Source organism: Arenimonas sp. MALMAid1274, assembly GCF_049195245.1.
GTDB lineage: Bacteria > Pseudomonadota > Gammaproteobacteria > Xanthomonadales > Xanthomonadaceae > Arenimonas.
On record NZ_JBMIRR010000025.1, the window covers coordinates 113,868 to 130,385 of the forward strand.

At 70.3% G+C, this 16,518-nt stretch carries 15 protein-coding genes; 6 read left to right on the forward strand and 9 right to left on the reverse strand.

Annotated features, from left to right (window positions below; all coding sequences use genetic code 11):
* Positions 1-19: 19 nt before the first annotated feature.
* Entirely contained in the window at positions 20-757 is a 738-nt protein-coding gene (locus ACOQFR_RS05380; protein WP_421379360.1) for an HAD family hydrolase, read from the reverse strand.
* Positions 758-878: 121 nt separating this feature from the next.
* Here ACOQFR_RS05380 and ACOQFR_RS05385 point away from each other — a divergent pair, with 121 nt between their 5' ends.
* Positions 879-1,535: a YceH family protein gene (locus ACOQFR_RS05385; RefSeq protein ID WP_421379362.1), complete on the forward strand. Its 657-nt coding sequence runs from the start codon at positions 879-881 to the stop codon at positions 1,533-1,535.
* A gap of 11 nt (positions 1,536-1,546) precedes the next feature.
* On the opposite strand, the gene ACOQFR_RS05390 is transcribed toward ACOQFR_RS05385, so the two are convergent.
* The 4 genes from ACOQFR_RS05390 to ACOQFR_RS05405 all read right to left on the reverse strand — a co-directional run bounded on the left by ACOQFR_RS05390 (position 1,547) and on the right by ACOQFR_RS05405 (position 4,621).
* A complete protein-coding gene (locus ACOQFR_RS05390; RefSeq protein WP_421379364.1) occupies positions 1,547-2,575 on the reverse strand; it encodes a hypothetical protein in 1,029 nt (342 codons plus the stop codon).
* Positions 2,576-2,636: 61 nt separating this feature from the next.
* Positions 2,637-3,515 carry a DMT family transporter gene (locus ACOQFR_RS05395; protein ID WP_421379366.1) on the reverse strand — a complete coding sequence of 293 codons (879 nt, stop codon included), beginning with the start codon at positions 3,513-3,515 and terminating at the stop codon, positions 2,637-2,639.
* A 45-nt stretch (positions 3,516-3,560) separates the two neighbouring features.
* A complete protein-coding gene (locus tag ACOQFR_RS05400; RefSeq protein ID WP_421379368.1) occupies positions 3,561-3,986 on the reverse strand; it encodes a hypothetical protein in 426 nt (141 codons plus the stop codon).
* Between the two features lie 140 nt (positions 3,987-4,126).
* Positions 4,127-4,621, reverse strand: coding sequence for a DUF4124 domain-containing protein (locus ACOQFR_RS05405; RefSeq protein ID WP_421379370.1), 495 nt, complete (start codon positions 4,619-4,621; stop codon positions 4,127-4,129).
* Positions 4,622-4,786: 165 nt separating this feature from the next.
* Here ACOQFR_RS05405 and ACOQFR_RS05410 point away from each other — a divergent pair, with 165 nt between their 5' ends.
* A complete protein-coding gene (locus ACOQFR_RS05410) occupies positions 4,787-7,696 on the forward strand; it encodes a two-component regulator propeller domain-containing protein (protein WP_421379372.1) in 2,910 nt (969 codons plus the stop codon).
* A gap of 85 nt (positions 7,697-7,781) precedes the next feature.
* Here the strand turns inward: ACOQFR_RS05410 and ACOQFR_RS05415 are convergent, their stop codons facing one another.
* The 4 genes from ACOQFR_RS05415 to ACOQFR_RS05430 form a co-directional block, all read right to left on the reverse strand.
* Entirely contained in the window at positions 7,782-8,171 is a 390-nt protein-coding gene (locus tag ACOQFR_RS05415) for a hypothetical protein (protein ID WP_421379374.1), read from the reverse strand.
* Positions 8,172-8,330: 159 nt separating this feature from the next.
* Positions 8,331-10,379, reverse strand: coding sequence for a S9 family peptidase (locus ACOQFR_RS05420; RefSeq protein WP_421379376.1), 2,049 nt, complete (start codon positions 10,377-10,379; stop codon positions 8,331-8,333).
* Between the two features lie 80 nt (positions 10,380-10,459).
* Positions 10,460-10,669, reverse strand: a complete 210-nt coding sequence (locus ACOQFR_RS05425; protein ID WP_421379378.1) for a DUF1289 domain-containing protein — start codon at positions 10,667-10,669, stop codon at positions 10,460-10,462.
* A 70-nt stretch (positions 10,670-10,739) separates the two neighbouring features.
* The gene (locus ACOQFR_RS05430) at positions 10,740-11,234 is read right to left on the reverse strand and encodes a hypothetical protein (RefSeq protein WP_421379380.1); all 495 of its coding nucleotides are present in this window, start codon (positions 11,232-11,234) and stop codon (positions 10,740-10,742) included.
* A gap of 210 nt (positions 11,235-11,444) precedes the next feature.
* Between ACOQFR_RS05430 and ACOQFR_RS05435 the strand changes: the two genes are divergently transcribed.
* The 4 genes from ACOQFR_RS05435 to ACOQFR_RS05450 all read left to right on the forward strand — a co-directional run bounded on the left by ACOQFR_RS05435 (position 11,445) and on the right by ACOQFR_RS05450 (position 16,442).
* The gene (locus ACOQFR_RS05435) at positions 11,445-13,088 is read left to right on the forward strand and encodes an ABC1 kinase family protein (RefSeq protein ID WP_421379382.1); all 1,644 of its coding nucleotides are present in this window, start codon (positions 11,445-11,447) and stop codon (positions 13,086-13,088) included.
* A 55-nt stretch (positions 13,089-13,143) separates the two neighbouring features.
* The gene (locus ACOQFR_RS05440; protein ID WP_421379384.1) at positions 13,144-13,764 is read left to right on the forward strand and encodes a ferritin-like domain-containing protein; all 621 of its coding nucleotides are present in this window, start codon (positions 13,144-13,146) and stop codon (positions 13,762-13,764) included.
* A 2-nt stretch (positions 13,765-13,766) separates the two neighbouring features.
* The gene (locus tag ACOQFR_RS05445) at positions 13,767-14,045 is read left to right on the forward strand and encodes a hypothetical protein (protein ID WP_421379386.1); all 279 of its coding nucleotides are present in this window, start codon (positions 13,767-13,769) and stop codon (positions 14,043-14,045) included.
* A 378-nt stretch (positions 14,046-14,423) separates the two neighbouring features.
* On the forward strand, positions 14,424-16,442 hold the full coding sequence (locus ACOQFR_RS05450) for a catalase (RefSeq protein WP_421379789.1): 2,019 nt from the start codon (positions 14,424-14,426) through the stop codon (positions 16,440-16,442).
* Positions 16,443-16,518 lie beyond the last annotated feature (76 nt).

The window sequence follows — 16,518 nt, forward strand, 5'->3', positions numbered from 1 at the left end:
CGCCGGGCTGCGCGCAGGCTCACTCGCGGCCGGTCAGTGGCGCCTGCGCCCGCGCCTGCAGCGCGGCCAGGGCCTTGGGGATGCTTGACGGCGAGTCGATGCGGATCACCCGGCTCTCGTGGCCCGCCTCCATGCCGTTTTCCAATTCGTGCGCCCAGGTCACGTGGTAGGGCATGTGCACGCCCCAGCCGCCCAGCCGCACCACCGGTTCGATGTCCGAGCGCACCGAATTTCCCACCATCGCGAAGTTGGACGGCTCCAGGCCGAACTCGCCCAGCACGCGCGCATAGGCGCGTGCGTCCTTCTCGGACACGATCTCGATGCGCCGGAACAGGTCGGCCAGGCCCGAGCCCGCCACCTTGATCTCCTGGTGGAACAGGTCGCCCTTGGTGATCAGCACGATCGGATAGTGATGCGCCACCGCCTGCACCGCCTCGCGGATACCGGGCAGCAGTTCGACCGGATGCGCCATCACCTCCTTGCCCAGCTCGACGATGCGGTGCATGTCCGCGGAGGAAATGCGGCCCTGCGTCACCGCGTAGGCGGCTTCCAGCATCGACAGCGTCATGCCCTTGGCACCGTAGCCGAACAGCCGGAGGTTGCGACGCTCGGTTTCCAGCAGGCGGTCGTGCAGGCCGGCATCGGCCAGGTCGACATAACTGCCCACGATGGCCTCGAAGGCCGCGTGCGCCGACTGGTAATAACCCTCGCTGTGCCAGAGGGTGTCGTCGCCGTCGAAGCCGATCAGCTGGATCATGGGGGGCGCCGCACGAGCCGGGGGAGCCCAAGATTACTACCGTCCGGCCTGCCTTGGCCCCCTCGCGTCGCGACGCGGCGTGATCGGGCATCCTACGTAACCCAGCACGAGCCTGCCTGCCATGACCGACGAAACCACGCCTGCCCCCGGTCCCGCGCCGCTCACCGCGGTCGAAGCCCGCATCCTGGGCAGCCTGGTGGAGAAGGAAGCCACCACGCCCGAGGCCTATCCGCTCACCGCCAACGCGGTCGTGCTGGCCTGCAACCAGAAGAGCAACCGCGAGCCGGTGCTGGAGCTGGAACCGGGCGAGGTGGGCCACGCCCTGCGCGATCTCGAGGGCCGCGGCCTGGTGCGCTCGGTACATGGCGCGCGGGCCCAGCGCTACGAACACCGGATGGCGACCGCCTACTCACTGACGCTGCCGCAGCAGGCGGTGGCCAGCGTGCTGCTGCTGCGCGGACCGCAGACGGTGGCCGAACTGCTGGCCCGCTGCGAGCGCCTGGCCACGCTGCGCGACCTGGAGGAGGTGCGCACCGTGCTGGAACGACTGCAGCAGCGCGGCCTGGCCATCAATCTCGGGCGCGGACCCGGCCAGCGCGAGGATCGCTACATGCACCTGCTGTGCGGACCCGTGTCGCCCGAGGACCTGCCGCCGGCACGCGCACCGGCCGCTGCCAGCGACCGCAGCACGCTGGAGCACCGGGTGGCGGCGCTGGAAGCCGAGGTGTCGTGGCTGCGCGCGCAGGTGGCGCGTTTGTTGCCGGACGCCGCCGACTGAAGGATCGCGTCTCAGCGCGGGGGCGGGGGCGGCGGACAGCCGGTCCCGTCGCAGCCGCCCAGCGCCATCGTCAGCACCAGCGAACCGTCGGACAGGTTGGGCGGCGCTTCGCCGCGCGGCTCGACCAGGAACAGCGCCGCGCGCGGACCACTGAAGGCCGGCCCGACGGTGAAGCTCCCCACCACGATGTAGGACGGCATCGCCCGCAGCCGCGCCACGACCGCGGGGTTGAGCGGCTCGGCGCCCATCTCCTCGCGACGCTCCATCCAGCGCTTGAGGTCGCCCTGGTGCGCGTAGCGCAGGGCGCCGGACTTGAGCGCGTCCAGCACCAGGGCCTCGCTGTTGCCGGCCGCCGCTGCGGACGCGGGCAACGGGGCCGCGGGGCGCGGGGCCGCCTGCTCACTCACGGGAGATTCCGATGCAGGCTCCGGGCTGGCGCGCACCGGGGCCGCCGGCGCCGCATCCACGCGGGGCACCGGGGCTTCGGCGCTGTCGCCGATGATGACGCGGCCGTTCCGCATCGTGTGCACCGCGTCATACCGGCGGCCGAAGACCTGTTCGCTGGCCTGGGCCAGCTCCGGACCGCTGCCCTGCGCCATCCAGTAGCGGCCGCAGTCATCGCCCGCTGACTGCGAGCGCTCCAGCCGCGAGGGACCCAGGGCCTGGCCGGTGATGCGCTGCGGCTGGTCGCCGCTGGCGAAGATGGCGCCGATGCGCGTCTGCGGTGATGGCCGCACCAGCCACACGCTGGCATCGGGCGCGGTAAGCAGCAGCGACACCGGACCGGGCACCAGGATGTCCACGCGGCGGATGGTCTCCCGCCCCGGCTCGGCGTTTTCGCCCGGTGCGCCGCCATCGACGACGAACAGGCGGCCTGGCACCGGCAACGACAGTCCCGGGAAGCGGCAGCGGCTCCAGTCCACTGCCGCGGCGGGTGCCGGCCCTGGCGCGGCGGACGGCACGGTCTCGGGCGTCGGCGCCTCGCCGCCACACGCGGACAGCAGCAGGAGCAGCAGGCTCAGGGACAGGGATGCACGCATGGGGGAACTCCGGAATCGCATCGGCCGAAGCATAGCCCGGCCGCGGCCCGGCGCCACCGCGTCAGGGATGTTCGGCCTCGGCGTGCACCCGCTCGCGGCGGATCAGGTACAGGCCGCTGGCGACGATGATGCCGGCGCCCACGAAGGTCCAGCCGTCGGGCAGCACCTGCCACACCAGCCAGTCCAGACCCAGTCCCCAGGCCAGCGCGCTGTATTCGAACGGCGCCACCACCGAGGCTTCGCCGGAGCGGAAGGCCTCGGTGACGGCGACCTGCCCCAGGAAACCGGTACCGCCGACAGCCACGATCACCCAGGCATCGGCCGCGCGCAGGTCGTGCCACTGCGGCAGGGCCAGGGCCGTGGCGCCGACCGCGGTGATCGCCAGCATCCAGAACACCATCGCCTGCGTGCTGTCGGTCCGGTGCAGCACCCGCACCGTGATCGCCGACAGCGCGTAGCCGGCGGCCGCGAGCAGCACGGCCAGGCCCGCCCAGGTGAACATGCCTTCGCCGCTGGGACGCAGCACCACCAGCACGCCCAGCAGGCCGACGCCGATCGCGGCCCAGCGGCGCGGACCAACCTTTTCGCCCAGCAGCGGCACCGACATCGCGGTGATCATCAGCGGCGCCACGAAGAACAGGGCATAGGCTCCCGTCAGCGGCATGCGCTTGAGGGCATACGCGAAGGTGGACAACATCGCGATGGCCAGCGCGCCGCGCAGCAGGTGCAGCGGCCAGCGCACGCGGAACAGGCCGCGCACACCGCCGGTGAGCAGCACCCACGCCACCACCAGCGGCAGCGAGGACAGCGCGCGCAGCGCGGCGACCTGCATCGCGGGGTAATGGCCGGCCAGGTGCTTGAGCCCGCCGTCCATCAGCGAGAACAGGCCGACCGCCAGCAGCATCGCGATGATGCCGCGCAGGTTGTTGGGAGGGGACATGCGGGCATTGTGCGGCAATCCCGTGACCGGGCCCAAGGCCACGGGTCAGTGGCGTGAGCAGGCGCGTGCCACCTTGGCGTCCAGGGCCGAGCGTTCGCGGAAACCGAGCCGGTTCCAGAGCCGGTCGCGCACGTGCTCTGCCTCGCGCCGGGCCTTGTCACAGCGAGCCAGCCGCGGATCGGGCTGCGCCGGCCGAGGTGAAGCCACCGGTCGCCTCGCGCCGGACCGCGCCGCCGTGCGCGGTGCCTCAACCGCGACCGCAGGCAGGGGCGGTCTGACGTCGCCGATCTCACGCACCCAGTGTGTTTGCCGCGCATCGGCACAAGGCAGCGTCTGGTAGCTGGCCACGCCATAGGCACCGACGCACTTGTGCAGCACCGCGCCACCCGCATCCAGAACCAGGCAGCCCAGCAACAAGCCCACGCTCCGCATCATCACCCGCATCGTCGTCCTCCCTTCGGGGACGATCATTCCATCGCAGGGCCGGCGCGGCCGCCGCCGGACAATGGCGCCCGGTCCGGCACGACTCCGGCGCTGTCGCAGGTAGGAAATTGGATGGGTTCTCCGAAGGGCTGCCCGCCCCTCAACGACGGGCCGCCAGGATTTTCGCCTCAGAGGTCCGCCGATTCCTGCACCGGCGAATCGGGATCGCGGCATTGCTCCACGACCCAGCGCTTGATCGCCTCGCGCTGGGCCTGCGTCAGGTCCAGCCAGGGCTTGGCCTCCGCCGCGTCGGAGAAGTCGTGGGCAAGGGTGCAATCACTCTTGCGCGCCGGGATCGACGGAGCTTCGGCGGCGGCGAGCGCCAGTGCCTCGGCCTCGCGTCGTGCCTGCTCCGCCAGCCGCACCTCTTCGGCCAGCCGTGCGGCCTGGGCCGCCTGTTCGGCCTCGGCCTGCGCCAGTGCCGCCCGCTGTGCCAGCACCTCCGGATCCGGCGCCGGATCGGGTGAGGCATCGCGCTTCCAGACCTGGGTGCTGCCGCGCGGGCAAGGCTCGGACTGGATGCTGACCGCCCCCTTGTCGTCGGTGCACTTGTACAGCGACTCGGCGGCGGCCGGCGCGGCAGCCAGCAGCAGGCAGAACAGGACGGGCAAGGTGCGTGGCATGGCGGTCTCGCGACGGCGGGGACGCCCCAGATTACCCCCGCCACCCGCATCTGTGACTTTCTTCATTCCGGGCCGGAGCGGATTGGGCATACTCGGGCCGGAAACGGCGGAGGAGCCCTCGGGCGGATGCGGCGGCGGTTAGGGACGACCCTGTGCTTGGCGATGATGGCGGCGCCCGCGACCGCCCTGGACCTCGACCGCCGCGTCGAGGACTACACCGTGCAGTCCTGGACCATCGAGGACGGCCTGCCGCACAACATGATCCACCGCATCGCCCAGAGCGAGGAGGGCTTCCTCTGGCTCGCCACCTGGGAAGGCGCGGTGCGTTTCAACGGCCGCGACTTCAGCGTCTTCAATACCTACAACGTGCCGGGCATGACCACCCGCGGCTTCCGCGCGGTGCTGCCCGACCCGGCCGGCGGCATGCTGCTGGGCTCCACCCGAAACGGCCTGTGGCGCGTGCGTGGCGACGACTGGCAGCCGGTGGCGGAGGGTGAGTTGGCGAAAGTGTGGACCACGTCCCTGCTGCGCCTGCCCAACGGCGCGCTCTGGATCGGCTCCGAGGATGGACTGTACCGCCTTGATGCGCGCGGCAAGCGCACCGGCCACTTCGACGACGACCTCGGGCAGCAACCGGCCTGGGTGTTCAAGGTGCTCGAGCAGGACGACGGCAGCGTGCTGGTAGCCGCCGAGGGCGGACTGTTCCGGATCGCCGCCGATGCCGACCGGGCCGAACCCTTTGGCGCGCTGTCGGGCCTGCCGCCGGGTCCCGCGCGCACCCTCACCCGTCGCCGCAATGGCGAAGTCCTGGTGGCCGGCGATCGTGGCGTCTACCGGCTGCAGGGCCAGCGCCTGCTGCCGCTGCCGGGCCTGGAGCATGCCCGCGTGGACGCGCTGCTGGAAGACCGCGACGGCGCGCTCTGGGCCAACACCTCCGAACACGGCCTGATGCACTGGTACCAGGGCCGCGTGCAGTCGCTCGGCGCCTACAAGGGCATCACCGGCCGCGGCACCGAAGCCCTGATCGAGGACCGTGAAGGCCTGATCTGGGTGGGCACCACCAATGGCCTGTTCCGCATCGCCGATGGCCCGGTGAAATCGCTCGACACCGCGCGCGGCCTGACCGACGGCTATACCCGCACGGTACTGGCCGCCAGCGACGGCAGTGTGTGGATAGGCACCGGCCTGGGCGCCGACGTGCTGCGCGACGGCAAGTTGTCGCCAGCCCCGGTACGCTGGGCCAGCACGACACCGAGCTCGGTGCTGACGCTGGCCGAGAACCGCGATGGCGTGTGGCTGGGCACCTTCGATGAAGGCCTGATCCGGGCCAGCCGCCGTCCCGGCGATCCGGAGTTGCGCGCGCGCCGCAGCGACGGCCTGCCCTCCGACCACATCCGCGCGATCGAGCCCGCCAGCGACGGCGGCCTGTGGATCGGCACGGTCGCCGGCCTGGCGCATCGGTCCGCCGAGGGCGTGATCAGCAGCTTCCGGGGCGAGGGCCGCCTGCCGGAAACCATCGTGCGTTCGCTCGCGGAACAGCCCGACGGGCAGCTGTGGATCGGCACCGGCACCGGCCTGGCGCTGCGCTCTCCCGACGGCCGCTTCCGGGTGTTTACCGAGCAGGAGTATCCGGCCACCTCGGCCTTCGATTTCCTCAGCGATGCCGACGGCACCCTGTGGATCGGCAGCGACCGCGGTCTGGTGCGCCATCGCGACGGACAATTCACCGCCTTCGGCCAGGACGTGGGCCTGCCCAACGAATCGATCTTCCGCGTGCTGGCCGACCCGCGCGGCGACCTGTGGCTGACCAGCAACGACGGCGTGTTCCGGATCCCGCGCGCGCAGTTCGCCGAGATCGATGCGGGCACGCGCGAAGAACTTTCGGTGGACGTGATCGACCACGCCGACGGCATGCCCAGCAGCCAGGCCAACGGCAGCAGCATGCCCGCGGGGGCGATGACCGGCGACGGAAGGCTGTGGGTGCCGACGGCCGCGGGCGTGGCCATCATCGACACCGCCGCGGTGGCGCAGGCCGAGCCCGACGCGCTGCCGCTGGCGATCGAGCGCATCAGCATCGACGGCGTGCGCATGAGCCTGGTGCCGCTTTACGAACGGCCTGTGTCGGAGGCGCGCCGCATCGTCATCCGTTACGCCGGCCTGAGCTTCCGCAACGCCGGCAACCTGCGCTACCGCTATCGCCTGGAAGGCTTCGATCCGGACTGGGTGGACGTGGCCGACGCCAACGAGGCGGTGTTCACCAACCTGCCGCCGGGCGACTTCCGTTTCCGGGTGCAGGCCACGGTGCGGCCCTCGGAATGGGACCGCGCCACCGTGCTGGGCGAACAGGTGGTGGACTTCCGGCTACAGCCGCCGTTCTGGCGCACGCCCTGGTTCCAGGCGCTGGTCGCGGTGCTGGGGCTGTTGGCCCTGATCGGCGTCTGGCGCCTGCGCACCATGATCTTCGAGCGCCGCGCCCAGGCCCTGCGCGACATGGTGGAAGCGCGCACGCAGGAGCTGAGCGAGAAGAACGCCGCCCTGCAGCGCGCCGACCGCGAGCGCGAATTCCTGATGGTGCGTCTCGAGCGCCAGGCCACCCAGGACGAACTGACCGGCCTGCCCAACCGCCGCGCCGGCGACCAGCGCCTGGCCGCGATCTGCGCGGACGAAGCGGCGCCGCTGGCCTGCGTCGCCCTGCTGGACCTGGACCGCTTCAAGGCCATCAACGACCAGCACGGCCACGCGGCCGGTGACGCGGTGTTGCGCGCAGTGGCCCGGGTGATCGCCGAGGCCGTGGACGAGCACGGCTTCGCCTCGCGCCATGGCGGCGAGGAATTCATGCTGGCCTTCTGCGGCCTGGCGCAGTCCGAGGCCTGGGAACGCTGCGAGCGGCTGCGCCGCGAACTGGCCGTGCTGAAGGTGCGGCTGGACGATGGCCAGGTAATCGGCAGCACCGCCAGCATCGGGCTGTCGCGCGCGCGCCTCGGTGCCACCCCGGACGAATTGCTGCGCGAGGCCGACGAGCAGCTCTACCGCGCAAAAGCCGCCGGGCGCGACCGCGTCTACGCGGCCGAATGAGGTGGCGCAGGTCGTGCTGGGGCGGCCTGCGAAGCGCGGCCCGCCCCCATGCGTAGTGCATGGGAGAGGGCGCGTTTTCCCCGGATCAGGTGGGCTTGACGGGGGGCTCGGCGCCTACGTCTTCATCCGGGATTTCGGGCGAGTCGATGTCGCCTTCGTCCTCGAGGTTAATCGCATCCTGCGGATCGATGCCTTCCGGATCGCCCAGCTCATCGGGCGAGGAGCTGTAGCGCCCCGCCTCGCTGCCGTAGTCACCGGACCCGGCCTGGGTGGCGGAACCGCTGCCGGAGCGCCCGTAGTCGCCCTGGAACGGCGCGGACGAGTCCCAGTCGGCCGGCGGATTGAAGCCGTCCTGGCGCGGATCGTAGGCGGCCTGCGACAGGCCCGTGCCTTCATTGCCGCCCGAGTCGGGCTGCGCCTTGCCCTCATCGGGGTCCGTGACGAATCCATCTGCCGCTTTGGGGTGCTTGGCCATGGCCGATCTCCTGGGGGGGGGTAGGCAGGCGCGGAGTCGCGCCTGTTGCAGGAACGCTGCAATACCCGTGCCAGCGACCGGCCAGCAAGGAAGACCCTTCAGGCCTTGCCTCCCGGGACGACAGGCAACCCTCGCGCCTGTGACCCGGGTCGCGGGGAATCACTCCGCGGCGGGCGCGCCCTCGGCGGCCGGCGCGGCGTCACCCGTGCTTGCCGCGGCAGGAGCCGCCGCCGGGTCCGGCGTCGGCTCGATGCCGAGCAGGTGCTGGTCGAGGAAGGCCAGGATGCGGCCATAACCTTCGATCTGGTTCTTCTTCTTGCTGAAGCCGTGGCCCTCGTCGTCGAACACGACGTATTCCACCGGCACCTCGTTCTTGCGCACCGCGGCGACGATGTCGTCGGACTCGGGCTTGATCACGCGCGGGTCGTTGGCGCCCTGCAGCACCATCAGCGGCACGTTGATCTTGTCGGCATGGAACAGGGGCGAGGTCTCGACCAGGAAATCACGCTGCGTCTCGGGATTGCCGATCTCCTGGTACAGCGCCTGGCGGTAGCTCTCCCAGTACGGCGGAATCGACTCAAGGGTGCGCACCCAGTTCGAGACGCCGAAGATGTTGACGCCGACCTTGAACTCGCCCGGCTTGAAGGCCAGTGCCGCCAGGGTCATGTAGCCGCCGTAGCTGCCGCCGATGATGCCGATCTTGTCGTCGTCCACGTAGTCGAGCGACTGCAGGTACTTCTTGGCCTCGATCGTGTCCCACAAAGGCTCGCGCCCGTGCTTGCCGTCGTCGGCCGCGAAGAAGGTCTTGCCATAGCCCGAGCTGCCGCGGTTGTTGATGCCCAGCACCACGTAGCCGTGGTTGGCCAGGTACTGGATGGTGGCCGAATGCGCGCGCGTGGTCTGGCCGCCCGGGCCGCCGTGCACCCACACCAGGGCCGGCGCCGGTGCCTGCGCCGTGGCCTGGTGCGGCTTCCACAGGATGTTGGGGATGTCCATCCCGTCGAAGCTCTTGAAGCGCACGACCGTGGAATCCACCAGGTCGGCCGGGTCGATGGCCGGGTTCAGGGACGTGGTCAGCTGCCGCGGCGCGCCGCCGTTCTCGACCACGTACAGGTCGTTGGGCTGGCGGTCGCCGTTGAGGTAGAAGGCCATGCGCGCCTCGCTGCGGCTCATGCGCAGGTTGCGGATCTCGCCGGCGGGCAGCTCGGGCAGCGCCACCGGCTTCATGCCCGCGGTCTCGAACACCGACAGCTGCGTGCTGCCGTCGACGTTGGTGCTGACGCTGAGGTAGGTGCCCTTGTGCGACAGGGCCGCGTCCACCACGTCCCATTCGGCCGAGTGCACCGGCTCGTGCTGCCAGGTCGAGAGGTTCACCCGGCGCAGCTGGGCGAATTCGCCCTGGTCGTTGGCGGTGTAGTACAGCCACTGGCCGTCGGGTGAGAAGGCCTCGCCGGAGAACTGCGCCTCGCCCTCATGCTCGGACACCTTGGTCAGCTTGCCGCTGGCCAGCTCCAGCACGAACAGGTCGGAATTGTTCGTCGTGGTCGCCTGGGCCAGGGCCAGCCACTTGCCGTCCGGAGAGATTTCGCCCGGCTCGTAGCCGGTCGTGTTCTCGTAGACGCGGGTCCGCTCGTAACTGCCGGCGTCGTAGCGGTAGACATCGAAGTAGCGCGGGTCGCGTTCGTTGCTGATCACATGGAAGGCGCTGCCGTCGGCGGTGAAGCCCAGGAAGTCGGCCTTCAGCTCGTCGCCCGGGGTGAGGTCCTTCTCCGTGCCGTCGGCCTGGATCACGTAGAGATGGTTGAGCTCGTTGCCGCCCTGGTCGCGCGTGACCAGCACGCGGTCGTCGGCCGGGAAGTAGGCCACCGCATAGTTGTTGTCGGTGGTGGACTGCGTCACCGGGGCCCACTCGCCGCCGGCCACGGGCATCGTGTAAGCGTTCCAGATGCCGGTCTTGTTGGAGGAGAACAGCAGCCGCGTCTCGTCGGCGCTGAAGGAGACGCCCGAGACGCCGGTGGACTCCACGAATTCCTCGATGCGGTACTGGCGCGACGGGCGCGCGACCTGCGCCGGGGTGGCGGCAGCAACATCCGTGCCGGTGGCGGCATCGGGACCGGTGGCGGCCTCCGGCGCGGCGGCGGGCTGGCAGGCGGCCAGCGCAAGGACAAGGGCAGCGGCAAGCAAAGTGACGCGGTGGATCGAAGCCATGTGGTTTCCCCGGGTGGCGGTGGCGTGGACGGAAGCCGCCCCACTCTACCCGCAGCCCGGCGCGAAAACAGGGCCGGTCGTCAGGGGCGGCCCTTGCCCACCCAGGCGCCGGGGCGCCGGGCGCGGCGCTCGGCCGCGCGTGCCAGGATCGCCTCCCGCTGCTCCGCGCCCGCCGCCTGCCAGCCGGTGATCTCGGTCAGCAGGCGGCCGCAGCCCAGGCACACGTCCTGCTCGTCCAGGCAGCAGTTGCGGACGCAGGGCGAGTCGGGCAGCGGGCGCAGGGGATCCATGGCGCCCAGTCTGTGCGTGCGGCGCCCGCGGCGCCACTCTCCGTGCGCGGCATCCCCCACCCGGCCGGACTCAGGTCAGCGCCGAGGATTCTTCGAACGGCAGCACCGTCGCGCCGACTGCCAGCAGCGCGGCCTCGATCCGCGGAAGGTTCTCCTCCGCCGCGTCCACGGTCATCAGCACATTGCCGGCCTTGATCTCGTCCTCGAAGGTGCGGCGCACCGGATCGGGCAGCGAGGAGCCCACCAGCGCCGACGAGAACGTACCGGCCGCGACGCCGGCCGCGGCAATGGCCGCGGCGCCGATCAGGGTCACGCCGAAGGTGGGAACGGCCAGGGCCACCAGGCCCGCGACCAGGCCCGCGGTGCCGCCGGTGGCGGCACCCTTCAGCGCGGCCGGAACGAAGTCGGTGCTGGCGTTGCGGAACTGCTCGGGGATCGTTTCCATCTCGATGTCGCTGCGCGCGATCAGCGCGATGTCCTCGTCGGGGACGCCGGCGCTGCGCACCACGCCGATGGCGCTGCCCATCTGCGGAAGGGGAATGCGGTAGACGCGTTTGATCTTCATGGCGGTGGCTCCAGTAGGAAATCGGTGGGGACGCTTGCGACGGTCCGGTGCCTTCAAGTTGCAGGCCGGGCATGCAGATCGCAGGAGACCGCGACGACGCCGTCCGCAGGGTTCGCGGCCCGGAGCCTGTCGCGGCGCGATGGAGCGCCTTGGCACGAAAGGTGCTGCAAGTTCAGTGCCATCACGCCGCGTTCAAGCCCGGAGTCCCGAATGTCCGAACCCACCCGCCTGGCCGCCATCACGGCCTTCCTGGTCAAGCATCGCAACTCGCCGGTGTTCCGCAGCTATGGCACGACGCCGCCGCCGCCGGATCCGGCCGGTGCGGAAGCCTTCACGCGCGATCTGGAGGCGCTGGGACCGACCTTCATCAAGATCGGCCAGATGCTGTCCACGCGGCCCGACCTGGTGCCGCCCGAATACATCACCGCCCTGTGCCGCCTGCAGGACAAGGTGGCGCCCGCGGCGCTGTCGGACATCGAGGAGCAGATCAGCAGCGAACTGAAGGTGCCGCTGCGCAACCTGTTCGCCGAGTTCGATTCGATTCCGATCGGCACCGCATCCTTTGCGCAGGTGCATGCGGCCACGCTGCCCAGCGGCCGGCGCGTGGCGGTGAAGGTGCAGCGTCCGGGCCTGGCCGAAGCCATCGAGGGCGACCTGGCCACCATCACCCGGCTGATCGATTCGCTGGGCATGGTCAGCCGCGTCGGCAAGCGCCTGGGCTTCAAGGAATGGCTGGAGGAATTCCGCGCCACCATGCTGGGCGAGCTGGACTACCTGCAGGAGGCCAACAACCTCGAGACCTTCCGCGAGCGCCTGGTCGACTACGAGCGCATCAGCGTGCCGGCGCCGGTCTGGGACTACACCACGCGCAAGGTGCTGACCATGGACCTGGCCGAGGGCATGCGCGTCACCGACATCCCCAACGTGCAGCGCACCGAAGTGGACCTGGCGCCGCTGGCCAGCGAACTGGGCCGGGCCTACCTGGACCAGATCTTCATCCACGGCCTGATCCACGCCGACCCGCATCCGGGCAACGTGGTGCTGACGCCCGACCATTTCCTGGTGCTGCTGGACCTGGGCATGGTGGGCTACGTGCCGCCGCGCATGCGTGACCAGCTGCTGAAGCTGATCCTGGCCACGGTGGAAGGCCGCGGCGAGCAGGTGGCCGAAACCCTGATGCACATGGGCACGCGCCTGGAGGACTTCGACGAGCCGCGCTTCTCGCGCGAGGTCGGCCGCATGGTCGCCCGCTTCTCCAACACCACCGTGCGCACCGACTCCGAGGGCGGCTTCCTGCTGCAGCTGGTGAAGGTGGGCGGCGACTGCGGCCTCCGCCCGCCGGCCGAGCTGACGCTGCTGGGCAAGACCCTGCTCAACCTGGAGGCGGTGCTGCTGGCGCTGGACGCGGACGTGTCCATGCGCGACGTGCTGCGCGGCCACCTGGCCGAGCTGTTCCGCGCACGCACCCGCTCGAGCCTGGACATCGGCCGCCTGGCCACCGACGCGCTGGAGATGCAGGAGCTGGTGCGCGAGGCCCCGCAGCGCCTGGCGGTGCTGCTGCGCACCCTGGCCGACAACCGCTTCCGCGTGAACATAGCCGGGCTGGAGGAATCGCGCCTGATCGAAAGCATGCAGAAGATCGCCAACCGCATCACCGTCGGCGTGATCGCGGCGGCGATGATCGTCGGCGCCGCGCTGATCATGGACATTCCCACCCGCCACCAGCTGCTGGGCTATCCGGCGCTCGCTCTGGTCATGTTCCTGGTCGCGGCTGGCCTGGGCGCGGCCCTGGTGGTCAGTTCCCTGCTCGGCGACCGCCGCAGCAAGCCGCGGGCGGAGAAGGATCCGCTCTAGGCCAACCCCGCGCACCCCTGCGCATTCCAATCCCCCCCCCAATTGGAGAACGACCGTGGCAAAGAAGGCATACGACCAGGCCCAGCTGCACGAACTGCTCTACCAGGCCCTGGAAACCGAACTGGGCGGCATCCGCATCTACGAAACCGCCATCACCTGCGCCGTCAACGACGACCTGCGCAAGGAGTGGACCGAGTATCTGGAGGAAACCCGCACGCATCGCAAAGTGCTGCTCAACCTGTTCGCCGAGCTGGGCCTGGACCCGGACAAGCAGACGCCGGGCCGCAAGGTGGTGGGCCACATTGGCGCCTCCCTCGTCCAGGCCATGGAAATGGCCAAGGCCGAAGGCACGCCCGACGCCGCCCAGCTGGTGGCCGGGGAGTGCGTGGTGCTGGCCGAGACCAAGGACCACATGAACTGGGAGCTGATCGGCCACCTGGCCTCGCACGGCAAGGGCAAGGAAACCAAGGTGCTCAAGGCGGCGCACGAGGCCGTGGAAAAGGATGAGGACCACCACCTCTACCACACCACCGGCTGGACCCGGGAACTGTGGATCGAGTCGCTGGGCTTGCCCGCGGTGCTGCCGCCGCCCGAGGAGGTCAAGAAGGTCGAGACAGCGATCGGTGCCTCGCGCGCCGAGCAGGCCCGCGGCGACATGCTCAAGGGTCGTCACTGAGCATGGAGCCCGCCGACCTGCTGGGCTGGAGCGCTTCGGCGGTATTGCTCGCCACGCTGGGCCGCCAGGTCTGGGTGCAGTGGCGCGAGCGATCCACGCAAGGCGTCTCCGGCCTGCTGTTCGTCGGACAGATCCTGGCCAGCACGGGCTTCGTCGCCTACAGCTGGCTGCTGCAAAACTGGGTGTTCGTCGTGACGAACACCGCGCTCCTGCTGACCGCCTTCGTCGGCCAGTGGGTCCAACGCCGCAACGTCAGGCTCGAAGCCTCGGGCCAGGCGTGATGCGGCACGCACGTATCCGCAGGGAGTAATGCCGTCATGGCCATGAAGAAAAAAACCGCCGCGCCCCCGCGCGGCGCCGGTTCCCGATCCGCCGCCGCCAAGGGCGGCCCGGGTCCGGACGCGATGAAGGCCCAGCTGGCCGACACCGACGCCACCGCCGCGGCGATGCCCGCCAACGCCAACAAGGCCGCCGAATACGGCAAGCAGGCCGCCGTGCCGCCCGCCGGCAAATCGGTCGAGCCGCGTTCCCGCGCGGTCACCGGCAGTTCGCTGTCCGAGGCCAATGACACCGGCAAGACCGGCGCGACGCCGGCGCCGGGGGCCAACCCCGGCACCGATCCGCTGGACCGCGTGCGCGTGGACTCGTCCGGCCAGGGCATGACCACCAACCAGGGCGTGCCCGTCGCCGACAACCAGAGCTCGCTCAAGGCTGGCCTGCGTGGACCCGCGCTGCTCAAGGACTTCATCCTGCGCGAGAAGATCACCCACTTCGACCACGAGCGCATTCCCGAGCGCATCGTGCATGCGCGCGGCTCGGGTGCCCACGGCTACTTCGAAGCCTACAAGCCGCTCACCTCGCTGACCCGTGCCGCGCCGTTCCAGGAGGCGGGCAAGCGCACACCGGTGTTCGTGCGCTTCTCCACCGTGCAGGGCGAGCGCGGCTCGAAGGACACCGCGCGCGACGTGCGCGGCTTCGCGGTGAAGTTCTACACCGACGAGGGCAACTGGGACCTGGTGGGCAACAACATGCCGGTGTTCTTCATCCAGGACGCGATGAAGTTCCCGGACCTGGTGCATGCGGTGAAGCCCGAGCCGCACCACGGCATGCCGCAGGCCGGGTCCGCGCACGACACCTTCTGGGATTTCGTGTCGCTGATGCCCGAGTCCACCCACATGCTGATGTGGGCCATGTCCGACCGCGGCATCCCGCGCAGCTACCGCATGATGCAGGGCTTCGGCGTGCACACCTACCGCTTCGTCAACGGCGACGGCCAGTCCTCGCTGGTGAAGTTCCACTGGAAGCCGCTGCTGGGCACGCACTCGCTGGTGTGGGAGGAAGCGGTGAAGATTTCCGGCTGCGATCCGGACTTCCACCGCCGCGACCTGTGGGAGGCGATCGAGTCCGGCGCCTATCCGGAATGGGAGCTTGGCGTGCAGGTGTTCAGCGAGGCCGATGCCGACAAGTTCAGCTTCGACGTGCTCGACGCCACCAAGCTGGTGCCCGAGGAGCTGGTGCCGGTGACGCCGATCGGGCGCATGGTGCTCAACCGCAACCCCGACAACTTCTTCGCCGAAACCGAGCAGGTGGCCTTCTGCACTGCGCACGTGGTGCCTGGCATCGACTTCACCAACGATCCGCTGCTGGCCGGGCGCATCCACTCGTACGTGGACACGCAGATCTCGCGCCTGGGCGGACCCAACTTCCACGAACTGCCGATCAACGCGCCGCTGGCGCCGGTGCACAACAACCAGCGTGACGGCATGCACCGGCAGGCGATCCATCGCGGTCGCGTGTCCTACGAGCCCAACTCGCTGGGCGGCGGCTGCCCGTTCCAGACCGGGCAGATGGGCTTCGTGCCCTTCCCCGAGCCGATCCAGGGCGACGAGATGCGCGGCAAGCCCGAGAAGTTCGCCGAGCACTACAACCAGGCCAGGCTGTTCTTCGACAGCCAGACCGCACCGGAGAAGGCGCACATCATCGCGGCCTTCCGCTTCGAGCTGAGCAAGGTGACGGTGCCGGCGATCCGCACGCGCACGCTGGCGATGCTGCGCAACGTGTCCGACGAACTGGCGGGCGGCGTCGCCGAAGGCCTGGGCATGGACCTGCCCGAGGCCATGCCGCGCGCCCTGCCCCGCACGCCCAAGCCGGAAGTGAAGGCTTCCCCGGCGCTGTCGCTGATGGCCCTGCCGGGCGAACAGGGCATCCGCTCGCGCAAGGTGGCGATCGTCATCGCCGACGGCGTGGACGGCGCGGCGGTGGCGGCCGTGCAGGCGGCGCTGGCGAAGGAAGGCGCGATGGGCCGGCTGGTCGGGCCGCGCGTGGGCCCGTTCACCACCGCCCAGGGCAAAACCCTGGAGGCCGAGGCCTCGTTCGAGAACGAACCGTCGGTGCTGTTCGATGGGCTGGTGCTGCCGGGCGGCGAAGGCGCGTTCGCGGCGCTGGCGGGCAATGGCCAGGTGCGGGAATACGTGCAGGATCCCTACCGCCACTGCAAGACGATCCTGGCGCTGGGCTCGGGCGTGGACCTGCTGGCGGCGGCCGGCGTGCCGACCGACGGCGACGATGCGGGCCTGCTGGCCTTCGCCAAGGGCAAGGCCAACGCGCCGGCGGCCTTCGTCAAGGCGCTGTCGCTGCATCGCCACTTCGAGCGCGAGACCGATCCGCCCCGGGTCTGAGCCCGCGGACCCTGCGTGCGACAAGAAAATGCCGGCCAGCGCGACGCTGGCCGGCATCAATACACCGCCCCGGCCC

Coding starts and splice junctions, on each gene's coding strand:
- ACOQFR_RS05410 (WP_421379372.1), top strand. CDS start 4,787: ATGGCGGCGCCCGCGACCGCCCTGGACCTCGACCGCCGCGTCGAGGAC.
- ACOQFR_RS05430 (WP_421379380.1), bottom strand. CDS start 11,234: ATGAAGATCAAACGCGTCTACCGCATTCCCCTTCCGCAGATGGGCAGC.
- ACOQFR_RS05435 (WP_421379382.1), top strand. CDS start 11,445: ATGTCCGAACCCACCCGCCTGGCCGCCATCACGGCCTTCCTGGTCAAG.
- ACOQFR_RS05400 (WP_421379368.1), bottom strand. CDS start 3,986: ATGATCGTCCCCGAAGGGAGGACGACGATGCGGGTGATGATGCGGAGC.
- ACOQFR_RS05385 (WP_421379362.1), top strand. CDS start 879: ATGACCGACGAAACCACGCCTGCCCCCGGTCCCGCGCCGCTCACCGCG.
- ACOQFR_RS05445 (WP_421379386.1), top strand. CDS start 13,767: ATGGAGCCCGCCGACCTGCTGGGCTGGAGCGCTTCGGCGGTATTGCTC.
- ACOQFR_RS05395 (WP_421379366.1), bottom strand. CDS start 3,515: ATGTCCCCTCCCAACAACCTGCGCGGCATCATCGCGATGCTGCTGGCG.
- ACOQFR_RS05390 (WP_421379364.1), bottom strand. CDS start 2,575: ATGCGTGCATCCCTGTCCCTGAGCCTGCTGCTCCTGCTGCTGTCCGCG.
- ACOQFR_RS05450 (WP_421379789.1), top strand. CDS start 14,424: ATGACCACCAACCAGGGCGTGCCCGTCGCCGACAACCAGAGCTCGCTC.
- ACOQFR_RS05405 (WP_421379370.1), bottom strand. CDS start 4,621: ATGCCACGCACCTTGCCCGTCCTGTTCTGCCTGCTGCTGGCTGCCGCG.
- ACOQFR_RS05415 (WP_421379374.1), bottom strand. CDS start 8,171: ATGGCCAAGCACCCCAAAGCGGCAGATGGATTCGTCACGGACCCCGAT.
- ACOQFR_RS05380 (WP_421379360.1), bottom strand. CDS start 757: ATGATCCAGCTGATCGGCTTCGACGGCGACGACACCCTCTGGCACAGC.
- ACOQFR_RS05425 (WP_421379378.1), bottom strand. CDS start 10,669: ATGGATCCCCTGCGCCCGCTGCCCGACTCGCCCTGCGTCCGCAACTGC.
- ACOQFR_RS05420 (WP_421379376.1), bottom strand. CDS start 10,379: ATGGCTTCGATCCACCGCGTCACTTTGCTTGCCGCTGCCCTTGTCCTT.